Here is a 19446-nt window from a genome sequence, read left to right on the forward strand (position 1 = left end):
GTAATTTTTTTCAATATCAAACCGTCTCATGCGTTCCATCTCCTTATGGCAGTAAGGTTTGTAAAAATTACTCGAAAATACTCATTAAAAAGAGAATATAGCATTCATATGCTTTTTGAATCATCTTTTTGAATACAATTGACTTTCCTATCTCATATCCTCTAGGCTAATAAATGAAAATGATAATCTTTATCAATTGGAGGAGTGTTTTATTATGTCCATCAAAACCGTTTCTAAAAATCAGCAATTTTTAGAGCAGCAAAGTCAAAGAGAATCTAATGCAAGGTCTTACCCGAGACGGTTCCCGTTAGCCATGCAAAAAGCCGAGGGTATGATCGTGACAGATGCAGATGGCAGAGAGTTTTATGACTGTCTGGCAGGCGCAGGAACACTTGCACTTGGTCACAATCATCCGGTTGTTATAGAAGCTATTGAACGTATGCTTCATGAAAAAAGACCATTGCATACGTTGGACATAACCTCAGAAATTAAAGAAGAATTTGTGAATGAAATTTTTTCTCACCTGCCAGAAGAGTTTGCAAAGAGAGCAAAAATTCAATTTTGTGGACCAACTGGCGGTGATGCCATAGAAGCTGCGATTAAATTAGTCAAGACAGCGACAGGAAATCGTTCCATTCTTTCTTTCCACGGTGCTTATCACGGTGCGACACATGGCACGATGTCATTAAGCGGAAATTTGTCTCCAAAGGAAAGAGTGCAAGGGTTAATTCCAGATGTGCATTTCATGCCTTATCCATATGAATATCGCTGCCCATTTGGCATTGGCGGGAAAGATTCACACCGCATTTCCAGCTCTTATATTGAGCGTGTATTAAATGATCCTGAAAGTGGTATTCTTCCGCCAGCAGGTATGATCTTTGAAGCAGTGCAAGGTGAGGGAGGTTCAATTCCAGCATCTATTGAATGGATAAAAGAAATGAGAAGAATCACAAAAGAAAAAGGCATTCCGCTCATTATCGATGAGGTTCAATCAGGCATTGGCCGAACAGGCAAGATGTTTGCCTTTGAACATGCGGGAATTGTGCCAGACGTTATTGTATTATCTAAAGCCATTGGTGGAAGCCTGCCGCTTTCAGTTGTGATTTATGATCAAGATTTGGATCAATGGAATCCAGGTGCACACATTGGCACATTTAGAGGGAATCAAATGGCGATGGCTGCAGGAACCGCTACGCTTAAATTTATAAAAGAAACCAATCTGCTTGATCATGTAGACCAGCTAGGGGATCGCATGCAGGCTTATCTAAAAGACATTCAAAAAAATGTACCTGCTATTGGTGATGTTCGAGGAAGAGGATTAATGATTGGTGCTGAAATAGTCAATCCAAATGAAAAGCAGGATGTGGATGTAAGTTATCCAGCAAATCCTGAGCTAGCCAGTCTCATTCAAAAGAATTGCTTCGACAAAGGCTTAATTGTAGAGACAGGAGGCCGTTTCGGTAGCGTCATTCGATTCTTACCGCCATTGATCATGACAGAAGAACAGCTTGAACAAGTCATCGCTATTTTCAAAGAGGCCGTTTACGATGCAATCAACTAAAGCTTCTGTGGATTCATTATTTATCAATCAAAGCCAGCTTGGAAGAGAGTCCTTCCGAGCGGCTCTTCATACATCTATCGACAGCTTACTAGATCAGTGGCAAAAAGACCAAGGTCCATACAGCGGAATATTGCCTGGGAAATTAGCGGCTAGTGTCGAATCCTTATTTCAGCTTCAACCGTCTGGCGAATCAATGGAATCTGTCTTTCAAGATATACAGCAGCACCTTTTGCCGCATCTCGTTGATGTATCGCATCCTAAATGCTTGGCACATTTGCATTGTCCGCCGCTTATCCCTGCACTTGCCGCAGAGGTGATAGTGAGCTCCTTTAACCAATCAATGGATTCCTTCGATCAAAGCGGTATTGCATCTTTGGTTGAGGAGGAAATTTTAAAGTGGCTATGTGCGAAGTTTTCTTATGGAAATCTAGCAGATGGGACATTTACGAGCGGTGGCACCCAATCTAACTACATGGGACTGCTTCTTGCAAGAGATGCATTTTGTGAAAACACATGGCAATGGAATGTTCAGCAGAAAGGCTTGCCGAGTGAGGCTCACCGCATGAAAATTCTTTGTTCTAAGAATGCTCATTTCACTGTGAAGAAATCTGCATCCCAGCTAGGCTTAGGGGAGCAGGCAGTTGTTCTGGTAGAGACAGATGAGCATCACCGCATGGACCTCAACGATTTGAAGAAGAAACTTGTTGAATTAAAGGAGCATGATCTCCTGCCTTTTGCGGTAGTGGCGACTTGCGGGACAACTGATTTTGGCAGTATTGACCCGGTTCGAGAAGTGTATGAAATCGTCAAGCCATACGGTCTATGGATTCACGCAGATGCTGCCTACGGCGGAGCGCTTGTATTAAGCGAAACCTACGGGAATAAATTAGACGGTATTGAACTTGCTGATTCCATCACGATTGACTTTCATAAACAATTTTATCAGCCGATCTCCTGCGGAGCATTTTTGCTGAAGGATAAAAGACATTTTGGTTTGATTCATTATCATGCAGATTATCTCAACCCAAAGGAAGATGAACTGGATGGAATACTACATCTTGTCCATAAATCTGTGCAAACGACGCGCCGGTTTGACGCACTGAAATTGCTTCTTTCTCTTCGTCTGATTGGTGAGGAAGGGTTTGGTGACATCATTGACCATACCATTGATTTTGCAAAGGATGTGGCTGCGCTTATTGAAAGCAATGATCACCTTGACGTGATCAATCCTGAGCCAGAAATCAATGCAGTTGTGTTTCGATTTAAGGGGGCGGATGACATCAATAAAATCATCCATCGAACGTTATTCAAATCAGGAGCTGCTGTCATTGCGAAAACAGTGGTGGATGGTCAAACATGCTTAAAATTCACTTTGTTAAATCCGAGAACGACAATCACACATATTGAGGAAATCCTTTCTGACATCGTTGATATCGGGATCGCTCATATTCAATCCGGGAGGGTACTACGTTGAGTCAATATAAACAAATGGCTGAAAATGCAACTATGCAAAGCTTTTTAAACTGTTTTTTACGTGAAACAGGAATCGATCGATCTGCAAAAAAAGAGACGAAAGCAGATGGTTCGCTTGTATTCGTGGCAAAACTAGCAAAGCAAGACCTTGAGCTTGTGATTCCGATCCGATATTTTTCATCTGTAGGCCGCCATCTCTTTGATTTTCCGATTCGCTTTCGTCCAAGTGGCAGCGAAAAAGAGGGAACGATCGTCGATTACACGACACTTGTTGCTTTATGTTCAAAGGAGCTCCTCATTGCATATGGCCGCACTGATGCAGAGGATGAATTCATGCTTCGCATCATTTTAAGCTGCCGAAATATTGAACGATTCTTACGGGAGAGAGAAAGTGATCAAGCTGCTTTATCTCAAGCTGATTTTGAGTACATCGAGGCTGAGCAGTCACTTCTCCTTGGACATTTAACACATCCTACACCAAAAAGCAGACAAGGGATGACAGAAGAGGAGGAAGCCGTCTATTCTCCTGAGCTGAAAGGAGCTTTCCAGCTTCATTACTTTAAAGCGCACCATTCGATTGTGCTTCAGGATTCGTCTATTTCACAATCTGCGGCAAGCCTCATGTTAGAAGAGCTTATGCGTCAGGTGCCAGAAGAAACAGAGAGACTGAATAGGTTAACAGAAAACGGAGAATTTGTGCTCATTCCGATTCATCCGCTGCAAGTCAAAGTGGTCATGGAGAAGGCATTCGTGAAGCGTTATATAGAGGAGGGGAAACTGACTTATTTAGGACCGCTCGGGTCTGAATACACAGCGACCTCATCCTTTAGAACGGTCTATCAAAAGGATTCTGCTTACATGCTCAAATTCTCTGTTCCTGTGAAAATTACGAACTCTTTACGTATCAATAAACAAAAGGAACTGGATCGAGGAGTAGAGATGTCCCGCATCTTAAAAACAGAATTAGGCGTTTCTTTATATGAAAAATTCTCTGGATTCCGTGTCATTGAAGATCCTGCATATCTCTCTATTCGAGGAGATGAAGCGGAATCAGGCTTTGAAGTGGTCATTCGTCAAAATCCATTCTTGCATCGTGAAAAAGGCGCAAGCTTAATTGCTGGGCTATGTCAGGATCATGCGTACGGAGGAAAATCGAGATTAGCAGGAATTATTCATAAACTTGCAGATTCAGAAGGCCGGTCAACTGAAGCGGTCAGCCAAGATTGGTTTAAACAATATTTGACCATTTCGTTAAAACCGATGCTCTGGCTGTTTGAAACGTATGGTCTTGCACTCGAGGCCCATCAGCAAAATGCTGTTGTGCAAATGAAGGATGGTTATCCAGAGACTTTCTATTATCGTGACAACCAAGGCTACTATTATAGTGAATCAAAAAAAGATAAGCTCGCAAATCTAGTTCAAAACTTGAGCGTAAGAAGTGAAACCATTTGTGCGGATGATGTAGCCGTTGAGAGACTCCGTTATTATTTCTTCTTTAATCATTTATTTGGTCTCATTAATGGCTTTGGCACAGAAGGTCTAGCAAAGGAAGAAGATTTGCTGGCACTCGTGAGAGATACATTGCTCGCTCATGAGGAGACGTACGGAGCATCTGATCTGACTAACAGCCTTCTCCGCTCAAAAGAACTTCCTTCAAAAGCGAATTTGCTGACACGATTTGAAGATATGGATGAGCTGACAGGATCTCTGGAAACACAGTCTCGTTACACGGCTGTCTTGAATCCGCTCTTTTTACATAAGGAGGCGCTGATTGGATGAGGCATCGCATCAGGTTTATTCGTGCTGAATATGAAAGAGATGTCCAGCTTGTCCATAAGTGGATGCAAGAAGAGTACGTTCACCCATTTTGGCATTTGAATATTCCATTTCCTGCTTTTGAAAAGCATTTTTATCAGGCCATACATGATCCGCATCAAACCCTTTATTTAGGCACGATTGATGGGACGCCAATGAGTTATTTTGAGGCTTACAACGTCAAAGGGGATATCATTGAATCCTACTATGAGCCTTCTCCGCATGATCAAGGCATCCACCTGTTAATAGGGGAGCCGGATTATGTGGGAAAAGGATTTGCTGCGCCGCTCCTTCAGGCAATGACAGCATTTCAATTTGAGCAGAACAAACGAACAGAAAAAATCGTTGCTGAGCCGGATATTCGCAATGAAAAAATGATTCATGTATTTGAAAAATGCGGCTTCGAACGTGTGAAACCAGTCACTTTACCCGATAAAACAGGTCTTTTGATGTTTTGTGATCGAGAACGATTCGAAAGGAAGTATAACCATGACGCGGTTCAACAAGCAAAATAATATAGTGGATGTAATTGGGATCGGCATTGGCCCGTTTAACCTCGGGCTTGCCGCATTATCTGAAGAGGTAAATGAAATCGACGCTTTGTTTTTTGAAAGAAGTGAAGCCTTTCACTGGCACCCAGGGATGCTCATTGAAGGGACAACACTGCAAGTCCCATTTTTAGCGGACCTTGTCAGCATGGCAGATGTGAAAAGCAAATATAGCTTCCTCAACTATTTGCAGGAACAAAACCGTTTGTATTCATTTTACTTTCTAGAAGACTTCCATATCCCGCGCAAGGAATACAGTCATTATTGCCGCTGGGTCGCTGACCAGTTAGACTCTTGCCGATTCGGCATGAATGTCGAATCTGTCTCACTGATCGAAAAGGCAGGGGAAAAGCGGTATGAAGTGCATGTCCGTCATGTAAAGGACCAAACTGTAGAGGTGTTTGAAAGCAAACATCTCGTCTTAGGAATTGGCACGCAGCCGGCGATACCCGCATCGCTCCAGCCAGCTTTAGGAGAGAAGGTTTTTCACTCAGCTGACTATTTAAAACGAAAGAAAGAAGTCTGTTTCAAAGGGAAATCTGTGACAGTTATCGGCTCTGGTCAAAGTGCGGCAGAAGTGTTTTATGACATTTTATCAGATGATGAGGCGAAGGATATTCACTGGTTCACACGGTCAAAAGGATTTTTCCCAATGGAATATTCAAACCTTGGACTTGAGTATTTCTCCCCTGACTATATTGATTTCTTTTATGAGCTTCCGCAAGCCAAAAAGGATGCGTTATTAAAACAGCAAGACTTGCTGTATAAAGGTATCAGTTCGGCGATGATTCGTGATATTTATCATTTGCTTTATGAACGTTCTGCCTGTGGAAAGCAGCTGAACACAGTGCTTCAAGCCATGACAGAGGTTAACCTGATTGAGGAAACTACAGGCAGATTATCACTTTCATGTACGCAATGGGTCAAGGAAGAATCCTTTACACATGAAACGGATATTGTCGTATTGGCGACTGGCTACCAATCCGTTCTGCCGCCGTTTATCAACCCTATTTCTCATCACATTCAATGGGATGATCAAGGACGTTTCCAAGTTGAACGTGAATATCGTTTGAAAACAAATACGATGGGTGAAAATGATATTTTTGTACAAAATGCAGAGCTTCATACACATGGGGTCGGCGCTCCAGATTTGGGGCTGGGGGCTTATCGAAACAGTGTGATCATCAATGAACTTGCTCGTCAAACCGTGTATCCACTTTATCAAAAGCATGTCTTCCAGACATTTGGTACACACAAGAACGCACACACATTTGAAGAAATCAAAGGATAAGGAGGATGAAGCGATGAGTGTACAAGATGAATTGAAAAAAGCGGTGAATCCTGCTGCTTGGAAAAAGGCAAACCAGCGAATGGTGGCAAAAATGCTGTCTGAATATATGTATGAGGACATGCTTCATCCTGTTGAGCTGGATTGTAAGGATGGCATCGCGCAGTATGAATTAATCATTCACGAACATAAGAAATATCGTTATCTGGCAAAACCTCGGTTGTTTGATAGTTTTGATACAATCGCTGAATCAATTGAGTGCTGTCAAGATGGAAAATGGTCAAAGGATGTCAGTGCCATTGTGTTTTTACTAGACATTCAGCCGATCATTCCAATGTCTTCTGATACAACAGGCCATCTTATCAAAGAGCTTCACCATACTTTGTTAGCCGATGTCCATTTGCTGTCGAAAAAAGCACTTCGTGCGGATGAACTGACAGATACGGATTATGCATGGATTGAAGGAGAAATGACAGGCCATCCTTGGATTGTGTATAACAAAGGACGTATAGGATTCAGCTACGATGATTACTTAGCTTATGCACCAGAACGGCAGGAATGTGTGCAGCTGTCTTGGATTGCTGTACATAGAGAGCTTGCGACATTCCATGCAGTCGACCATGAAAACTATGACCAGGTAATTGCCAAAGAATTAGATGAAGTCACGATTCGTCAATTTCAGCGTGTGTTAAAGGATGAAGGACTGAATGCAGCTGACTATTATATGATGCCTGTTCATCAGTGGCAGTGGACACATATGATTATTCAGCATTTCCCGGAAGATTTGGCCTTGCGCCGGATTGTGTATTTGGGAGAGGGACTGGATCAATATATCCCGCAGCAGTCGATCAGAACCTTTACAAATATCTCAAACAAAGGCAAGCATCATATTAAACTGCCAATGAGTATTTTAAATACACTCGTGTACCGTGGACTCCCATCAGAACGTACGGTCATTGCCCCGCGCATTACAGCGCATATTAAAGGGATTGCCGATCAAGACTCATTTTTATCTGATGTCTGCCGCGTCATTTTACCAGGTGAGAATGCAAGTATCAATGTCGATCATCCATACTACAGCAAACTGCCTGGTGCGCCGTATCAATATCTTGAGATGCTCGGTGTCATTTTTAGAGAAAGCATTTATACGTACTTAGAAGAAGGGGAGAGCCCTGTTACACTTGCGGCACTCACTTATGAGGATCATGAAGGTGAGCCGTATATCAAGCAGCTGATTGAAAAATCAGGTCTCTCAGCAAAAGAATGGATGGCGAAGTTTTTCCATGTCGTGATGCCGCCGCTGCTGCACTTTATGTATCAATACGGCACAGTCTTTTCACCGCATGGGCAAAATACAATTCTTGTGTTAAAAAATCATCAGCCGCATCGTTTGGCGATCAAAGATTTCGTTGATGATGTGAATATAAGTGACCAGCCGCTGCCTGAATTAGCTTCATTAGAAGAAGATTTAAGAGAAGTGCTGCGCAGTGAGCCGCCAGAAGGTCTGGTGCAATTTATCTTTACAGGACTATTTATTTGCAATCTGCGTTATGTATCCAACGTATTAGACAATCACAATCTGTTAGATGAAACGACTCTTTGGCGTTTGCTTGCTGAAGAAATTCAGCAGTATCAAAATCAATTCCCGCAGCTAAAAGACCGTTTTGAATTATTTGATCTATTCCAGCCGAAGCTGACAAAGCTTTGCTTAAATCGAAATCGAATGATTGATTATGGCTATGGAGATGGAGATGACCGCCCGCATGCATCAGAGCATGGGAAGGTCACAAATGCACTCGCTCATGTTCTTTCGTCAGTTGGGGAGAAGTAATAGAAAAGCTGTAGACATCAAGTGTCTACAGCTTGTTTGTTTTTTAAGAAAATGCTTGAGAGGCAAGGAAATAGAAAAGGGCGGGATCATTCAGTTTTTCTTTCCCGCGAATCATCATAAAATGCGCTACGTTTGTTTTTGTAAATCCTGCTTCAACAAGTGTTTCATGCAGGCGTTCAGCAGTTTCTTCCTGCATATCTAAACGAATTGCGCCTGAATAAGACGAGATGAGTGATTGGATGAGCGAGAGAGCGGTTTGTTCATCGTTTGCTGTAAGCGGTCCAATCATTAGATTAGCAGGGGTTTCGATGCCAAAGGCAAATCCAGTTGTTTCATGGTGCTCATTCTTTGCAATCAGCCGGAACGATGCTCGTTCCATTCGCTTTCTTATAAAGCTTGATCGATTGGTGCCTGCACCTTTTTCGTCAAGTGCTTCAATAGACGGAAGGTCTGCTCCATCAGCAGGAGAAAGGTGAATCCCGCCTGACACACGAAAAGCCGCTGGATTCGTGGTCTGTGCTTTGTATGTATGAATGTAGCCGGCCGTTTGAAATCCAATTTTTTCGTAAACGGGCTGTCCTTGTACAGTAGCGGTTAAAACGACAGGAACGCTTTGATCGCTTCTGCGAAGCAGGGTGTCAATCATTTTCCGTGCAAGGCCTAAGCCGCGATGTGTCTCAGATACAATAACGGCACCAATTGATGCTGCTTTATCATATTGGAAAAGTCCTGCACATGAGATCACTTGTCCATCTGTTGTTGAAAAACCTGTAAAATATCCGTTTGTTAAAAGAGATGTAAGCTCATCCGCATTGTAATCAGGCCAGTCGACCTCTTTTGACAATGCGATAAGATCGGGTATGTCATCAAGTGTTAAAGTTCGTTGTACAACGTTTTCCAATACACGCAACTCCTTCTTAGCTGATTTCATCTATATGTATCGTACCATATGAAGGCATAAGAAAAAGGAAAAGGAAGATCCTTTTCCTCTCAGCGTGTATGAAAAAAGAACCCCCAATGACGGAGGGGCCAGTCTTAATGAACATTAAAATATCGAGCATCAGGGTGGGAAACGACGATCGCTGAAACAGATGCTTCAGGTTCCATCATGAATCCTTCTGTCAGATGGATGCCGATTTTTTCAGGCTGAAGCAGCTTGAACAGCTTTTCTTGATCCTCAAGATTTGGACACGCTGGATAACCAAAGGAATAGCGCTGCCCTTGATATTTCGCTTGGAATCGTTTTTCCATTGTAAAATCGACTGGGTCAGGGAATCCCCATTTGTCACGAATCACTTGGTGGGCTCTTTCAGCTAATCCTTCTGCAAGCTCAAGTGCCAGAGCTTGGACAGCATGCATTTTTAAATAATCTCCTTCCTGCTTAAATTGCTGCGCGACCTCGCGTATACGCGCGCCGGCTGTGACGGCGAATAAGGCAATATAATCTTTCTCGTTTTCATCACTTTTCCGTACATAATCAGAAATGGAGCGGTACGGGAGCTTCTCCTGCCTTGGAAATTGGAACGTTTCAATGATGCGGTCAGGCTCTTCGGGATCATAAATATGCAAATCATTTCCGTCTGAACTGGCAGGGAAGAATTGATACACAAATGCTGGCGCAAACCAGTTTTTCTCTCTGCCTTCGTTTAGAAGATCTGTGACAAGCTGTTTTAATTCCAATGCTTTTGGGTGCTTTTCAGCTAATAAGGTTTTGATCTTTCCCTTTAAGCCGAGATGATGACCAATAAGCATTTGTTCATTCACATAAGGCATAATATGATGCAAATCGATGTCTCTCACATAATGGCGTGCGGTATTTTCTGGCGTAAATACCGGTGCCTTCGGGAGTGCTGCGCGTTTTTCTAGTAATTCTATGACAGCTTTCGGCTGCTTTCCTTCTTTTTCCTTGAAAGGTGCCGCTGGCTCTTCTTTTGGTTTTGTTTGAAATTGAAGAGGATTCGCTTTTAACTCATTGGCTAATGATAGTCCGTCCATCGCATCTTTTGCATAAAGAACAGGTCCATCATAATGAGGCGAAATTTTCATTTTCGTAAATTTACGAGAAAGGGCAGCACCGCCGACCAAAATAGGAACAGAAATATTGGCTTTTTGTAAATCTTGAGCGGTTAGTACCATTTGCTGTGCGGATTTTACAAGTAAGCCTGATAATCCAATCATATCTGGTTTTTCCTTTTGCACAGCTTCAATCAATGTTTGAGGTGTCACCTTGATGCCGAGGTCGACCACCTGAAAGCCGTTATTGCTCAAAATGATGTCGACGAGGTTTTTCCCGATATCATGGACATCTCCTTTTACGGTCGCAAGTAGAATCTTTCCTTTCCCGCTCGCATGCTGCTTTTCCATATATTGCTCAAGAAACGAAACAGATGCTTTCATGACCTCAGCCGATTGAAGCACTTCGGCTACAATCAATTCGTTTTGATTAAAAAGACGACCAACTTCAGCCATTCCCTGCATTAACGGGCCATTGATGATATGAAGCGGCGATTCATATTGCTCCAAAGCAAGGGATAGGTCATCGATGAGACCTTCTTTCGTTCCCTCGACGACATAGAGCGCCAGCCTTTCATCAAGTGATAAGGAGATCTTTGGTTTTTTCTCCGTTTTCTTTTTGCCGCGGTAAAATTGGGTGAATTCAGCCAGTGTTTGATCATTTGTTTCATAAAGCAAGGTTTCAGCTAGTTTGATTTCTTCCTTTGGAATGGAAGCGAAGCGTTCAAGCTTTTCTGTATTGACAATGGCATAGTCAAGCCCTGCTTGCACGCAGTGATACAAATAGACGGCATTTAAGATTTCTCTGCCAACAGGCGGAAGTCCGAAAGATACGTTGCTGATGCCTAAAATGGTGAGGCACTCAGGCAGGGTTTCCTTAATCATTTTAATGCCTTTGATCGTTTCTTCAGCGGCGCCAATATATTGCTCGTCTCCAGTGCCTACGGGAAAGACAAGCGGATCAAAAATGATGTCACTTGCGGGAATACCATATTTCTTTGTTAGTAAATCGTGAGAACGTACAGCAATTTCAAGCTTTCGTTCTGCTGTCACCGCCATTCCTATTTCATCAATCGTGCCAACAACGAGTGCACCGCCATATAGCTTCACAAGAGGAAGAATCTCTTCAAAGCGTTCCTCGCCATCCTCAAGGTTGATGGAATTGATGATGGCTTTCCCTTGAGAGTAGGTGAGTGCCTTTTCAATCACGTGTTTATCCGTTGAATCAATGACAAAAGGGGCTTTCACCTTTTTCATGGCTTCTTGTAAAAAGCCTTCCATGTCTGCTGCCTCATCACGGTCTGGATCGGCGAGACACACATCAACGACGTGAGCGCCATTTTTCACTTGAGCACGAGCAATTTCTGCTGCTTCTTCAAACTTTTGTTCCGCAATGAGCCGTTTGAATTTGCGAGAACCAATGACATTGGTCCGTTCGCCTACAAAAAGAGGACGCATCGAATCCTCATAAATAAGAGGCTCAATTCCTGATACGGTATGCTGCGGTGATTCGCGGTTGATATGACGCGGCTGAAGCGTGCGTACTTCATCTGACAATGCTTGAATATGCGCAGGTGTAGTCCCGCAGCAGCCGCCGACAATATTTAACCAGCCTTCCTTAGCAAAGGCGGCGATTTTTTTAGCAAGAGAGGCAGGGGATTCGTGATATTGGCCTTCTTCATCTGGGAGACCAGCATTCGGATAGCAGCTCACCGCTGACTTTGCAATGGAGGAGAGCGTGCGGATGTGGTCTGTCATAAATTCTGGACCAGTCGCACAGTTAAGGCCCACACTGATTGGTTTCATATGCTCAAGAGAGATATAAAAGGCTTCAATATCCTGACCAGCAAGGGTGGTGCCCATCGGTTCAATCGTTCCTGATACCATGAGTGGTAATTGGATGCCCGTCTGCTGAAAGGCTTCCTGAATCCCTTTGAATCCAGCTTTTACATTCAGCATATCTTGGCTTGTTTCTAAAAGAAGGGCATCACACTTTCCGTCAATCAGGGCGCGGGCCTGCTCTTCATAATTTCTGACGAGCTCACTGAAGGTTGTGCCGCCTGTTACAGATAATGTTTTCGTTGTCGGGCCCATTGCGCCTACAACAAAACGAGGCTTTTCTGGTGTGGAGAAACGGTCAGCTTCTGCCTTTGCCAGCTGCGCAGCTCGAACATTGAGTTCATAGGCAAGGTGCCCAAGCCCATATTCGTCAAGGACGAGCTTTGTCGCGCCGAACGTATTTGTTTCAATGAGGTCAGCACTTGCTTCAAGGTACTCCCTATGGATCTTAGAGATGATGTGAGGGGCTGTCACATTCAAATACTCGTTACAGCCCTCATACTCTTCTCCGCCAAAGTCCTCTGCTGTCAGGTTGGCGTTTTGAATCATTGTGCCCATTGCCCCATCAAGGACGAGGATGCGTTTTTTGAGCTGTTCAGTGATAGTTGACATGGACGTTAGACTCCTTTTCTTTCTGATGGATGTAGGTGGTCAGTTCTGCTGTTAAATCTGATCGAAGGAAAGGAGTAATTAAATAAATGCCATTAAACAATTCGCAGGCTGTATCTAATAAAGAGCGGGCAATCGCTAAGCCTTCTGCTCGCTGCTTTTCTTTATCCTCGCCAGCCTTAGCCATAATGTCACGAATAGAATCAGATAATTTGATGCCTGGAATTTCGTGATGAATAAACTCTGCATTTCGGCTGCTTGTTAACGGCATAATGCCGATATAAATCGGTTTATCCAAGTGGCGGCTTTCCTCATGAATTTTCACAAGCTGTTCCTCAGAATAAACAGGCTGTGAAATAAAATAATCAGCACCGTATTCGATTTTTTTCTCAAGACGTTTCACCGCTTTATCAATATGGCGCACATTTGGGTTAAACGCGCCAGCCACTGAAAAATTGGTCTTTTTGCCAAGGGGCTTTCCTGAGAAAGAAAGGCCTTCGTTAAACTGTTTGATAAGACGAATCAAATCAAAGGAGGTTAAATCATACACAGATGTTGCACCTGGGAAGTCTCCAATTTTAGATGGATCGCCTGTGATCGCTAAAATATCGGTTAATCCAAGGGTGTCGAGCCCCATTAAATGAGATTGAAGCCCAATCAAATTACGGTCGCGGCATGTGATATGAACAAGAGAACGCATATCGAGCTGCTGCTTTAATAATGCGCCGCAAGCGACATTGCTAATGCGCGGAGTCGCAAGAGAATTATCGGCTAACGTCAATGCATCAATGCCAGCATTCTTTAATTCATTTGCAGCAACGAGAAATTTTTCGAAGTTCAGCTTCTTCGGAGGATCAAGCTCTACGATAATCGATCGTTTTTTCACAGCCAGCTCATCAAGACCTGGCTCAGTGCGCTGATCTTGGATGGAAATGATTTCTTCTTTTAACACCTTCACTTCTTTTTCAGTGATCGGTGCTAAATCTTTGACCGCTTCAGCCATTGCGCTAATATGCTGAGGTGTTGTTCCGCAGCAGCCTCCGATAATACGTGCGCCCTGATTTCTAAATTCAAGTGCACTTTTTCGGAAATAATCGTTATCGGTATCATAGACGAGTCTGCCTGCTTCAAGAGAGGGGAGACTGCTGTTAGGATAGACAGATAAATGCGAATTTTCCAAAAGTGGAACGCCTTCGAGTGCCTGAATCATGTGATAAGGGCCCAGCCGGCAGTTGATGCCGACAACATCTGCACCAAGAGATGATAACTCAGATAAACCATCCTTCAGGGGGGTACCATCCTGCAAAACGCCTTGTTCATGCATTGAGACGTTCATGACAATCGGAAGAGTCGTTTCTTTGCGGGCAATTTGGAGAACAGCCTTCGCTTCTTCTATATCATAATATGTTTCAAGCAATATTCCGTCAGGCTCTTCATTTAATAGGATGTACAGCTGCTCTCTAAAGCTTCGTTTGATTTCTTCTATAGAGTAAGCATTTTTGTTAAACGTTCGAATGCCGCCAATTGTTCCGAGTACATAAGCAGAGCCTGCGGCTGCTTTTGCAATTTGTACCGCTTTTGTATTGATGCGTTTCGTTTCTTCCTCTAAGCCGTAGCGGGATAGTTTAATATAATTCGCACCGTATGTGTTCGTTTGGATGATGTCAGCGCCTGCCTGCACATATGCTTCGTGCACGCGTTTCACTTCATCCTCTTTCGATAAATTTAATTCTTCAAAGCAGCGGTCAATGCCGTAAGAGTATAAAAGTGTTCCCATCGCTCCGTCAGCTATCAGTACGCGGTTTTGTAAGTCTTGTAATAGGCCCATTGTATTCCTCCTTATTTCTATGTAACAAAAAAAGCCTTCTGATAAGAAGAAGACTTTTTGGCTATATCGTAATTCTTCTCCTTATCTTCCAAGCAGTTGCTTGCTGGATTTAGCACCTTGGTCATAGAAAATAGATTTCTACTACACCGGTTGCTGAGGCTTCACAGGGCCAGTCCCTCTGCCTCTCTTGATAAGAAAGCAATATGAACATGTCAATGAATTGAACTTCCATCAACTGTAACGAAAAATGCAGAAATAATCAATGGAAAATTTGAAATTTATCGAAAATTTATAAATTGGACATCAATCGGTAAATCAGCCTTGCGCATAAGAGAAATCACCTCTTGTAAATCATCTTTATTTTTCCCTGTCACACGCACTTGGTCATCCTGAAATTGTGATTTCACTTTGATGCCAGACTGCTTGATAAGCGCGTTGATCTTTTTGGCGTTGTCTTGATCAATCCCGCTGATCAGCTTCGCACGCTGGCGTACTGTACCGCCTAGGGCATGCTCAGTTTTTCCGTAATCGATGTTTTTAGTTGGAACATTTCGTTTGATCAGCTTTGTCACAAGTACATCTTTTAGCTGCTCAAGTTTGAAGTCATCATCAGAAATGAGGACAAGCTCTTCTTTTTCGAGAGAAATATCACTTTTACTTCCTTTAAAATCATAACGGTTTTTAATTTCTTTCAGTGCTGCTTGAACAGCGTTTTGCACTTCAGGCAGTTCAACCTTCGATACAATGTCAAATGAGCTTTCTTTTGCCATCACACATGACCTCCAAGTTTAGATATTGCGTCTATTTTATCATGCAAATAGCAGAAGAAGAAAACTTTATCAAAGAGTAAAGCCGCCAGCCGTATAAATCGTGTCCAGTTTGTCCACTTTAGCTAACAGAACTAGAGATGTTCATGCAGGAAGAAGTATAGTAGAATAGAGTGAATCAAAAGATGAACGAACGCTCTTTTATGGGCAGATAGGAAGGAAGAGAACATGAGACCAGGTGAGCAACTGACCTTGCAAATAGAGAATGAAATGGAATACGGCTACTTTTTGACAGACGGTGAAGATTCGGTCCTCTTACACCGCAGTGAAATGACAGAAGATATTGGTGACCGAGATGAAGTAGAGGTCTACTTATATGTAGATCATGAAGAAAGACTCGCTGCCACGATGAAAATACCTACAATTAACGCACATACATACGACTGGGTAGAAGTCGTGGACGTGGTAGAAGACATGGGCGCATTTGTTGATGTTGGGCTGTCAAAGGATGCACTTGTTGCAACAGAACACCTCCCGCCTTTTGAGGAAGCATGGCCGAAAAAAGGAGACAAACTCTACTGTATGCTGAAAGTCACAAGCTACGGCAGAATGTTCGCAAAACCAGCCACAGAAGACGTGATCAGTGAATTGTTCACAGAGGCACCAGAAACCTTAATGAACAAAGAAATCACTGGAACAATCTATCGTTTAATTGCGACAGGTTCTTTTATGCTGACAGATACAGGCGTGCGTGGGTTTATTCACCGCACGGAACGAAAGGAAGAGCCACGATTAGGATCGACCGTGACAGGACGCGTCATTGCAGTGAAAGAGGACGGAACGGTGAACGTTTCTCTGCTTCCTAGAAAACAGGATGCACTATCTGTCGATGCAGAAGAAATTTTAACCTATATGAGAACAAGAAACGGCGCCATGCCTTATGGGGACAAAAGTGATCCAGAGGATATCCGCGAAAGATTTCAAATGAGCAAGGCAGCCTTTAAACGAGCACTAGGTCATCTCATGAAAAATGATTTAGTTTACCAAAAAGAAGGCTGGACATACGAGAAAAAGTGAGCATTTGCTCACTTTTTTATTTTTGTCTTAAATAATGGATTTTTTCTGTGAAAAAAGTCATGAAAAACCTTCACTAATCATTGAAACAACGCCTCTCAAATCCGATAAAAAAGGAGTAAGGATGATAAAAGGAGTGTGTTTTTGGATGAAAGTGAAGATTTCATTACTTCTGATGGCAGCCATGCTTATGGTGCTCGCCGCATGCGGTAATCAACAGGAGAGTTCGCCAAAATCAACTGCGAAGCATATTGGCGTTATGCTCACAGATGATGGTCTTGGTGATCAATCATTTAACGATTCATCATTTAAAGGATTAGAAAAAGCACGTGATGAGCTTGGCATTGAATTTGATTATAGAGAAATTGCAGAAACTGATACATATGAAAAAGGGCTGACAGAACTCGTAAAAGATGGAAATGATCTTGTCATTGGTGTAGGTTTCAGTATGCAAGAAGACCTGGAAAAAGTCGCAAAGAAATATCCGAAGAAGCAGTTCCTTTTGATCGATGCTGTATCTGAGCTGAAAAATGTGACCTCTGTGACGTTTAAAGAAGAGCAAGGCAGCTATTTAGCGGGAGCACTTGCTGCGATGACAACGAAAAGCGATGTCATTGGATTTGTTGGCGGTGTTGACGCAGATGTCATTCATCGTTTTGAAAAAGGATTTCAAAAAGGCGCCAAATCAGTCAATCCGAAAATCAAGATCTTATCCACCTATGCCGGTACGTTTAGTGATGCAGGCAAGGGTAGTAAAATAGCCAAAGACATGATCAAAAAGAAAGCAGACGTTTTATATGCCGCAGCCGGTTATACAGGTGTCGGTGTATTAAAAGAAGCGCAGGCGCAGGGTAAATATGCCATTGGTGTAGACAGCGATCAGTACTATACTGCTGAAAAAGCGGTCATTTCGTCTATGGTGAAAAAAGTCGATGAAGTGGTCTATCAATTCAGTGAACAGCTCGTCAAGAACAATCAAATGAAAAGCGGTCATGTTGTCTATGACTTAAGCAATGATGGAATCGATATGGCAAAAATCCGGATCCTGAAAAATGCTGAGACACTGACCAAAAAATTAAATGGTCTGAAGCAGACGCTTCTAAAAGAAGAGGGGGACGCATCATGAGCTTACGCGTCAAAATTTTACTTAACTCACTTATTTCACTTCTTTTAGCAGTTGGCGTCATCGCCTTTATCATTGTCAGCATGACAAAGATCCAATCATCAAATGAGACAGATGTGCAAACCTTATTAAACGTACAAAAAACGAAGGCAAGCTTTGAAAGTGTCGAGCAAGCCATGACCAATTATTCGATGACACTCTCAGATGAACAGCTAGAGATCGTTCAAAACGATATTTCTACAGCAAAAAAGCAGCTGCAAACGCTAAACAAACATGCAGGAAATATGAACAAAGAGGCATTAACAAGGTTAAATTCAAAATTTGACACGTGGACCAAGGAAGCAAACAACGCCATTGGTGAAAAAAACGCATCGGATGCAAGACGTGTGGCAGCAAGAATTGATGGCGTTTTAAACGATGTGCATACGATGAATAAAAGGGCAGAAGAAGCGTATAAACAAAATCTAGAGGCTGCAGCAGACAATGTCCAATGGATTATTACAAGTGCACTCGTCTCAGCACTTACACTAATTGTCATTGCTGTCTTTTTGAATATTGGATTAACGCGATCCATCGTGACACCCATCAAATCACTATCCTACAGAGCAAAGCAGATCGCAGAAGGCAATCTTGCTGTGGAGCGGATGGATATTCAGCGCAAGGATGAAATCGGCGGCTTGAATGAATCCTTTAATCAAATGACAGATCAGCTGATTAGTCTGATTAAAGAAATCAGCAATGTCTCAAGCCGAGTAGAGACATTCTCGATCCACCTGAATGATGAAAACAAAAAGATGATGGAGTCTGCGAATCAAGTATCTGTTTCGACAGACGAAATGGCCAATGGGTCACAAGCGATTTCAGAAGATCTCCAGCACGGCGTCAGCTTGATTGAGAAAATGGACCAGCATGGACGTAAAAATTCAGAACGCTCGCAAACGGTCATCCGCAGTACAGAGGATGCCATCGAAGCCGTAGAAAGCGGAAAGCACACGTTAACAGAAACAAAAACAGCGATTGAAAAAAATACACATGCCACGAGACAAATCGAAGAATCAGCAGGAGAATTTACGCAATACGCCAGCGGAATCTCGGCCATGGCCAAAACGGTTTCTGACATTGCGGACCAAACAAACCTGCTTTCCTTAAACGCAGCCATTGAAGCGGCAAGAGCAGGCGAAGCTGGAAAAGGCTTTGCCGTTGTAGCAGATGAAATTCGCAAGCTTGCTGATGAATCGTCTAATGCAACAAGACAAATCTTTGACATGGTCAGTCATATTGAAAGAGGCATTCAATCCATTAGTCAAACTGTTCAAGAAGGGGTCAAACTTTCACTTCAGCAGCAGGATGCGATGGACAAAACCTCACACTCCTTTGAAGATATAGAAACAAAAGCGCAGCATATTAAACAAGAAATGGCGGTCTTAAATGACCAAATTATGCAATCAACAGAACTTGGCGGACAAGTGCTGCACTCGATTGAAAATATTAGTGCAGTTGTAGAAGAAACAGCAGCTGGCAGCGAAGAAATTTCTGCCTCAGCCAATGAACAGCTGCAATCGTTCCATCAAATGAACAAACAGGTCGAAGAATTGATGAGTATGACGGCGAGGTTAAATGAAACCGTCCAGCGATTTAAACTTTCATAAGAAAAGCACCCTTCCCGTGTTGTGTCAG

Annotated in this window: 13 protein-coding genes and 1 riboswitch; of the genes, 9 read left to right on the top strand and 4 right to left on the bottom strand. The window is 42.8% G+C overall.

The window, feature by feature from the left end; translation table 11 throughout:
• Window positions 1–214 precede the first annotated feature (214 nt).
• The 6 genes from NSQ34_RS05295 to NSQ34_RS05320 are packed head-to-tail and all read left to right on the top strand — an operon-like array spanning window position 215 to window position 8516.
• Window positions 215–1561: an aspartate aminotransferase family protein gene (locus tag NSQ34_RS05295; RefSeq protein WP_342501048.1), complete on the top strand. Its 1347-nt coding sequence runs from the start codon at window positions 215–217 to the stop codon at window positions 1559–1561.
• On the top strand, window positions 1548–3035 hold the full coding sequence (locus tag NSQ34_RS05300; protein ID WP_342501049.1) for an aspartate aminotransferase family protein: 1488 nt from the start codon (window positions 1548–1550) through the stop codon (window positions 3033–3035). The genes NSQ34_RS05295 and NSQ34_RS05300 overlap by 14 nt, the downstream gene beginning before the upstream one ends.
• Complete coding sequence (locus tag NSQ34_RS05305; RefSeq protein WP_061109653.1) at window positions 3032–4813, top strand: IucA/IucC family protein; 1782 nt, start codon at window positions 3032–3034, stop codon at window positions 4811–4813. Before NSQ34_RS05300 ends, NSQ34_RS05305 begins: the two co-directional genes overlap by 4 nt.
• Window positions 4810–5364: a GNAT family N-acetyltransferase gene (locus NSQ34_RS05310; protein WP_024426511.1), complete on the top strand. Its 555-nt coding sequence runs from the start codon at window positions 4810–4812 to the stop codon at window positions 5362–5364. Before NSQ34_RS05305 ends, NSQ34_RS05310 begins: the two co-directional genes overlap by 4 nt.
• Complete coding sequence (locus tag NSQ34_RS05315) at window positions 5339–6688, top strand: lysine N(6)-hydroxylase/L-ornithine N(5)-oxygenase family protein (protein ID WP_176967530.1); 1350 nt, start codon at window positions 5339–5341, stop codon at window positions 6686–6688. The genes NSQ34_RS05310 and NSQ34_RS05315 overlap by 26 nt, the downstream gene beginning before the upstream one ends.
• A 13-nt stretch (window positions 6689–6701) precedes the next feature.
• Window positions 6702–8516 carry an IucA/IucC family siderophore biosynthesis protein gene (locus NSQ34_RS05320; RefSeq protein WP_176967529.1) on the top strand — a complete coding sequence of 605 codons (1815 nt, stop codon included), beginning with the start codon at window positions 6702–6704 and terminating at the stop codon, window positions 8514–8516.
• Window positions 8517–8559: 43 nt separating this feature from the next.
• Here the strand turns inward: NSQ34_RS05320 and NSQ34_RS05325 are convergent, their stop codons facing one another.
• The 4 genes from NSQ34_RS05325 to NSQ34_RS05340 all read right to left on the bottom strand — a co-directional run bounded on the left by NSQ34_RS05325 (window position 8560) and on the right by NSQ34_RS05340 (window position 15575).
• Window positions 8560–9417, bottom strand: a complete 858-nt coding sequence (locus NSQ34_RS05325) for a GNAT family N-acetyltransferase (RefSeq protein ID WP_046310514.1) — start codon at window positions 9415–9417, stop codon at window positions 8560–8562.
• Window positions 9418–9551: 134 nt separating this feature from the next.
• Window positions 9552–12980: a methionine synthase gene (gene metH / locus NSQ34_RS05330; RefSeq protein ID WP_098676802.1), complete on the bottom strand. Its 3429-nt coding sequence runs from the start codon at window positions 12978–12980 to the stop codon at window positions 9552–9554.
• On the bottom strand, window positions 12964–14805 hold the full coding sequence (locus NSQ34_RS05335) for a bifunctional homocysteine S-methyltransferase/methylenetetrahydrofolate reductase (protein ID WP_024426506.1): 1842 nt from the start codon (window positions 14803–14805) through the stop codon (window positions 12964–12966). The genes metH and NSQ34_RS05335 overlap by 17 nt, the downstream gene beginning before the upstream one ends.
• Before the next feature lie 78 nt (window positions 14806–14883).
• A riboswitch (SAM riboswitch) is annotated at window positions 14884–15002 on the bottom strand.
• Window positions 15003–15083: 81 nt separating this feature from the next.
• Window positions 15084–15575: a YajQ family cyclic di-GMP-binding protein gene (locus NSQ34_RS05340; protein ID WP_012009527.1), complete on the bottom strand. Its 492-nt coding sequence runs from the start codon at window positions 15573–15575 to the stop codon at window positions 15084–15086.
• 225 nt (window positions 15576–15800) lie between these two features.
• Between NSQ34_RS05340 and NSQ34_RS05345 the strand changes: the two genes are divergently transcribed.
• From NSQ34_RS05345 to NSQ34_RS05355, 3 genes are all read left to right on the top strand, one after another.
• A complete protein-coding gene (locus NSQ34_RS05345) occupies window positions 15801–16649 on the top strand; it encodes a S1 RNA-binding domain-containing protein (RefSeq protein ID WP_024426505.1) in 849 nt (282 codons plus the stop codon).
• 145 nt (window positions 16650–16794) lie between these two features.
• Complete coding sequence (locus NSQ34_RS05350) at window positions 16795–17772, top strand: BMP family ABC transporter substrate-binding protein (protein WP_024426504.1); 978 nt, start codon at window positions 16795–16797, stop codon at window positions 17770–17772.
• Entirely contained in the window at window positions 17769–19418 is a 1650-nt protein-coding gene (locus tag NSQ34_RS05355) for a methyl-accepting chemotaxis protein (RefSeq protein WP_024426503.1), read from the top strand. Before NSQ34_RS05350 ends, NSQ34_RS05355 begins: the two co-directional genes overlap by 4 nt.
• Window positions 19419–19446: the final 28 nt, after the last annotated feature.

This window comes from Bacillus sp. FSL P2-0069 (assembly GCF_038593315.1).
GTDB classification, from domain to species: Bacteria; Bacillota; Bacilli; order Bacillales; family Bacillaceae; genus Bacillus; species Bacillus safensis.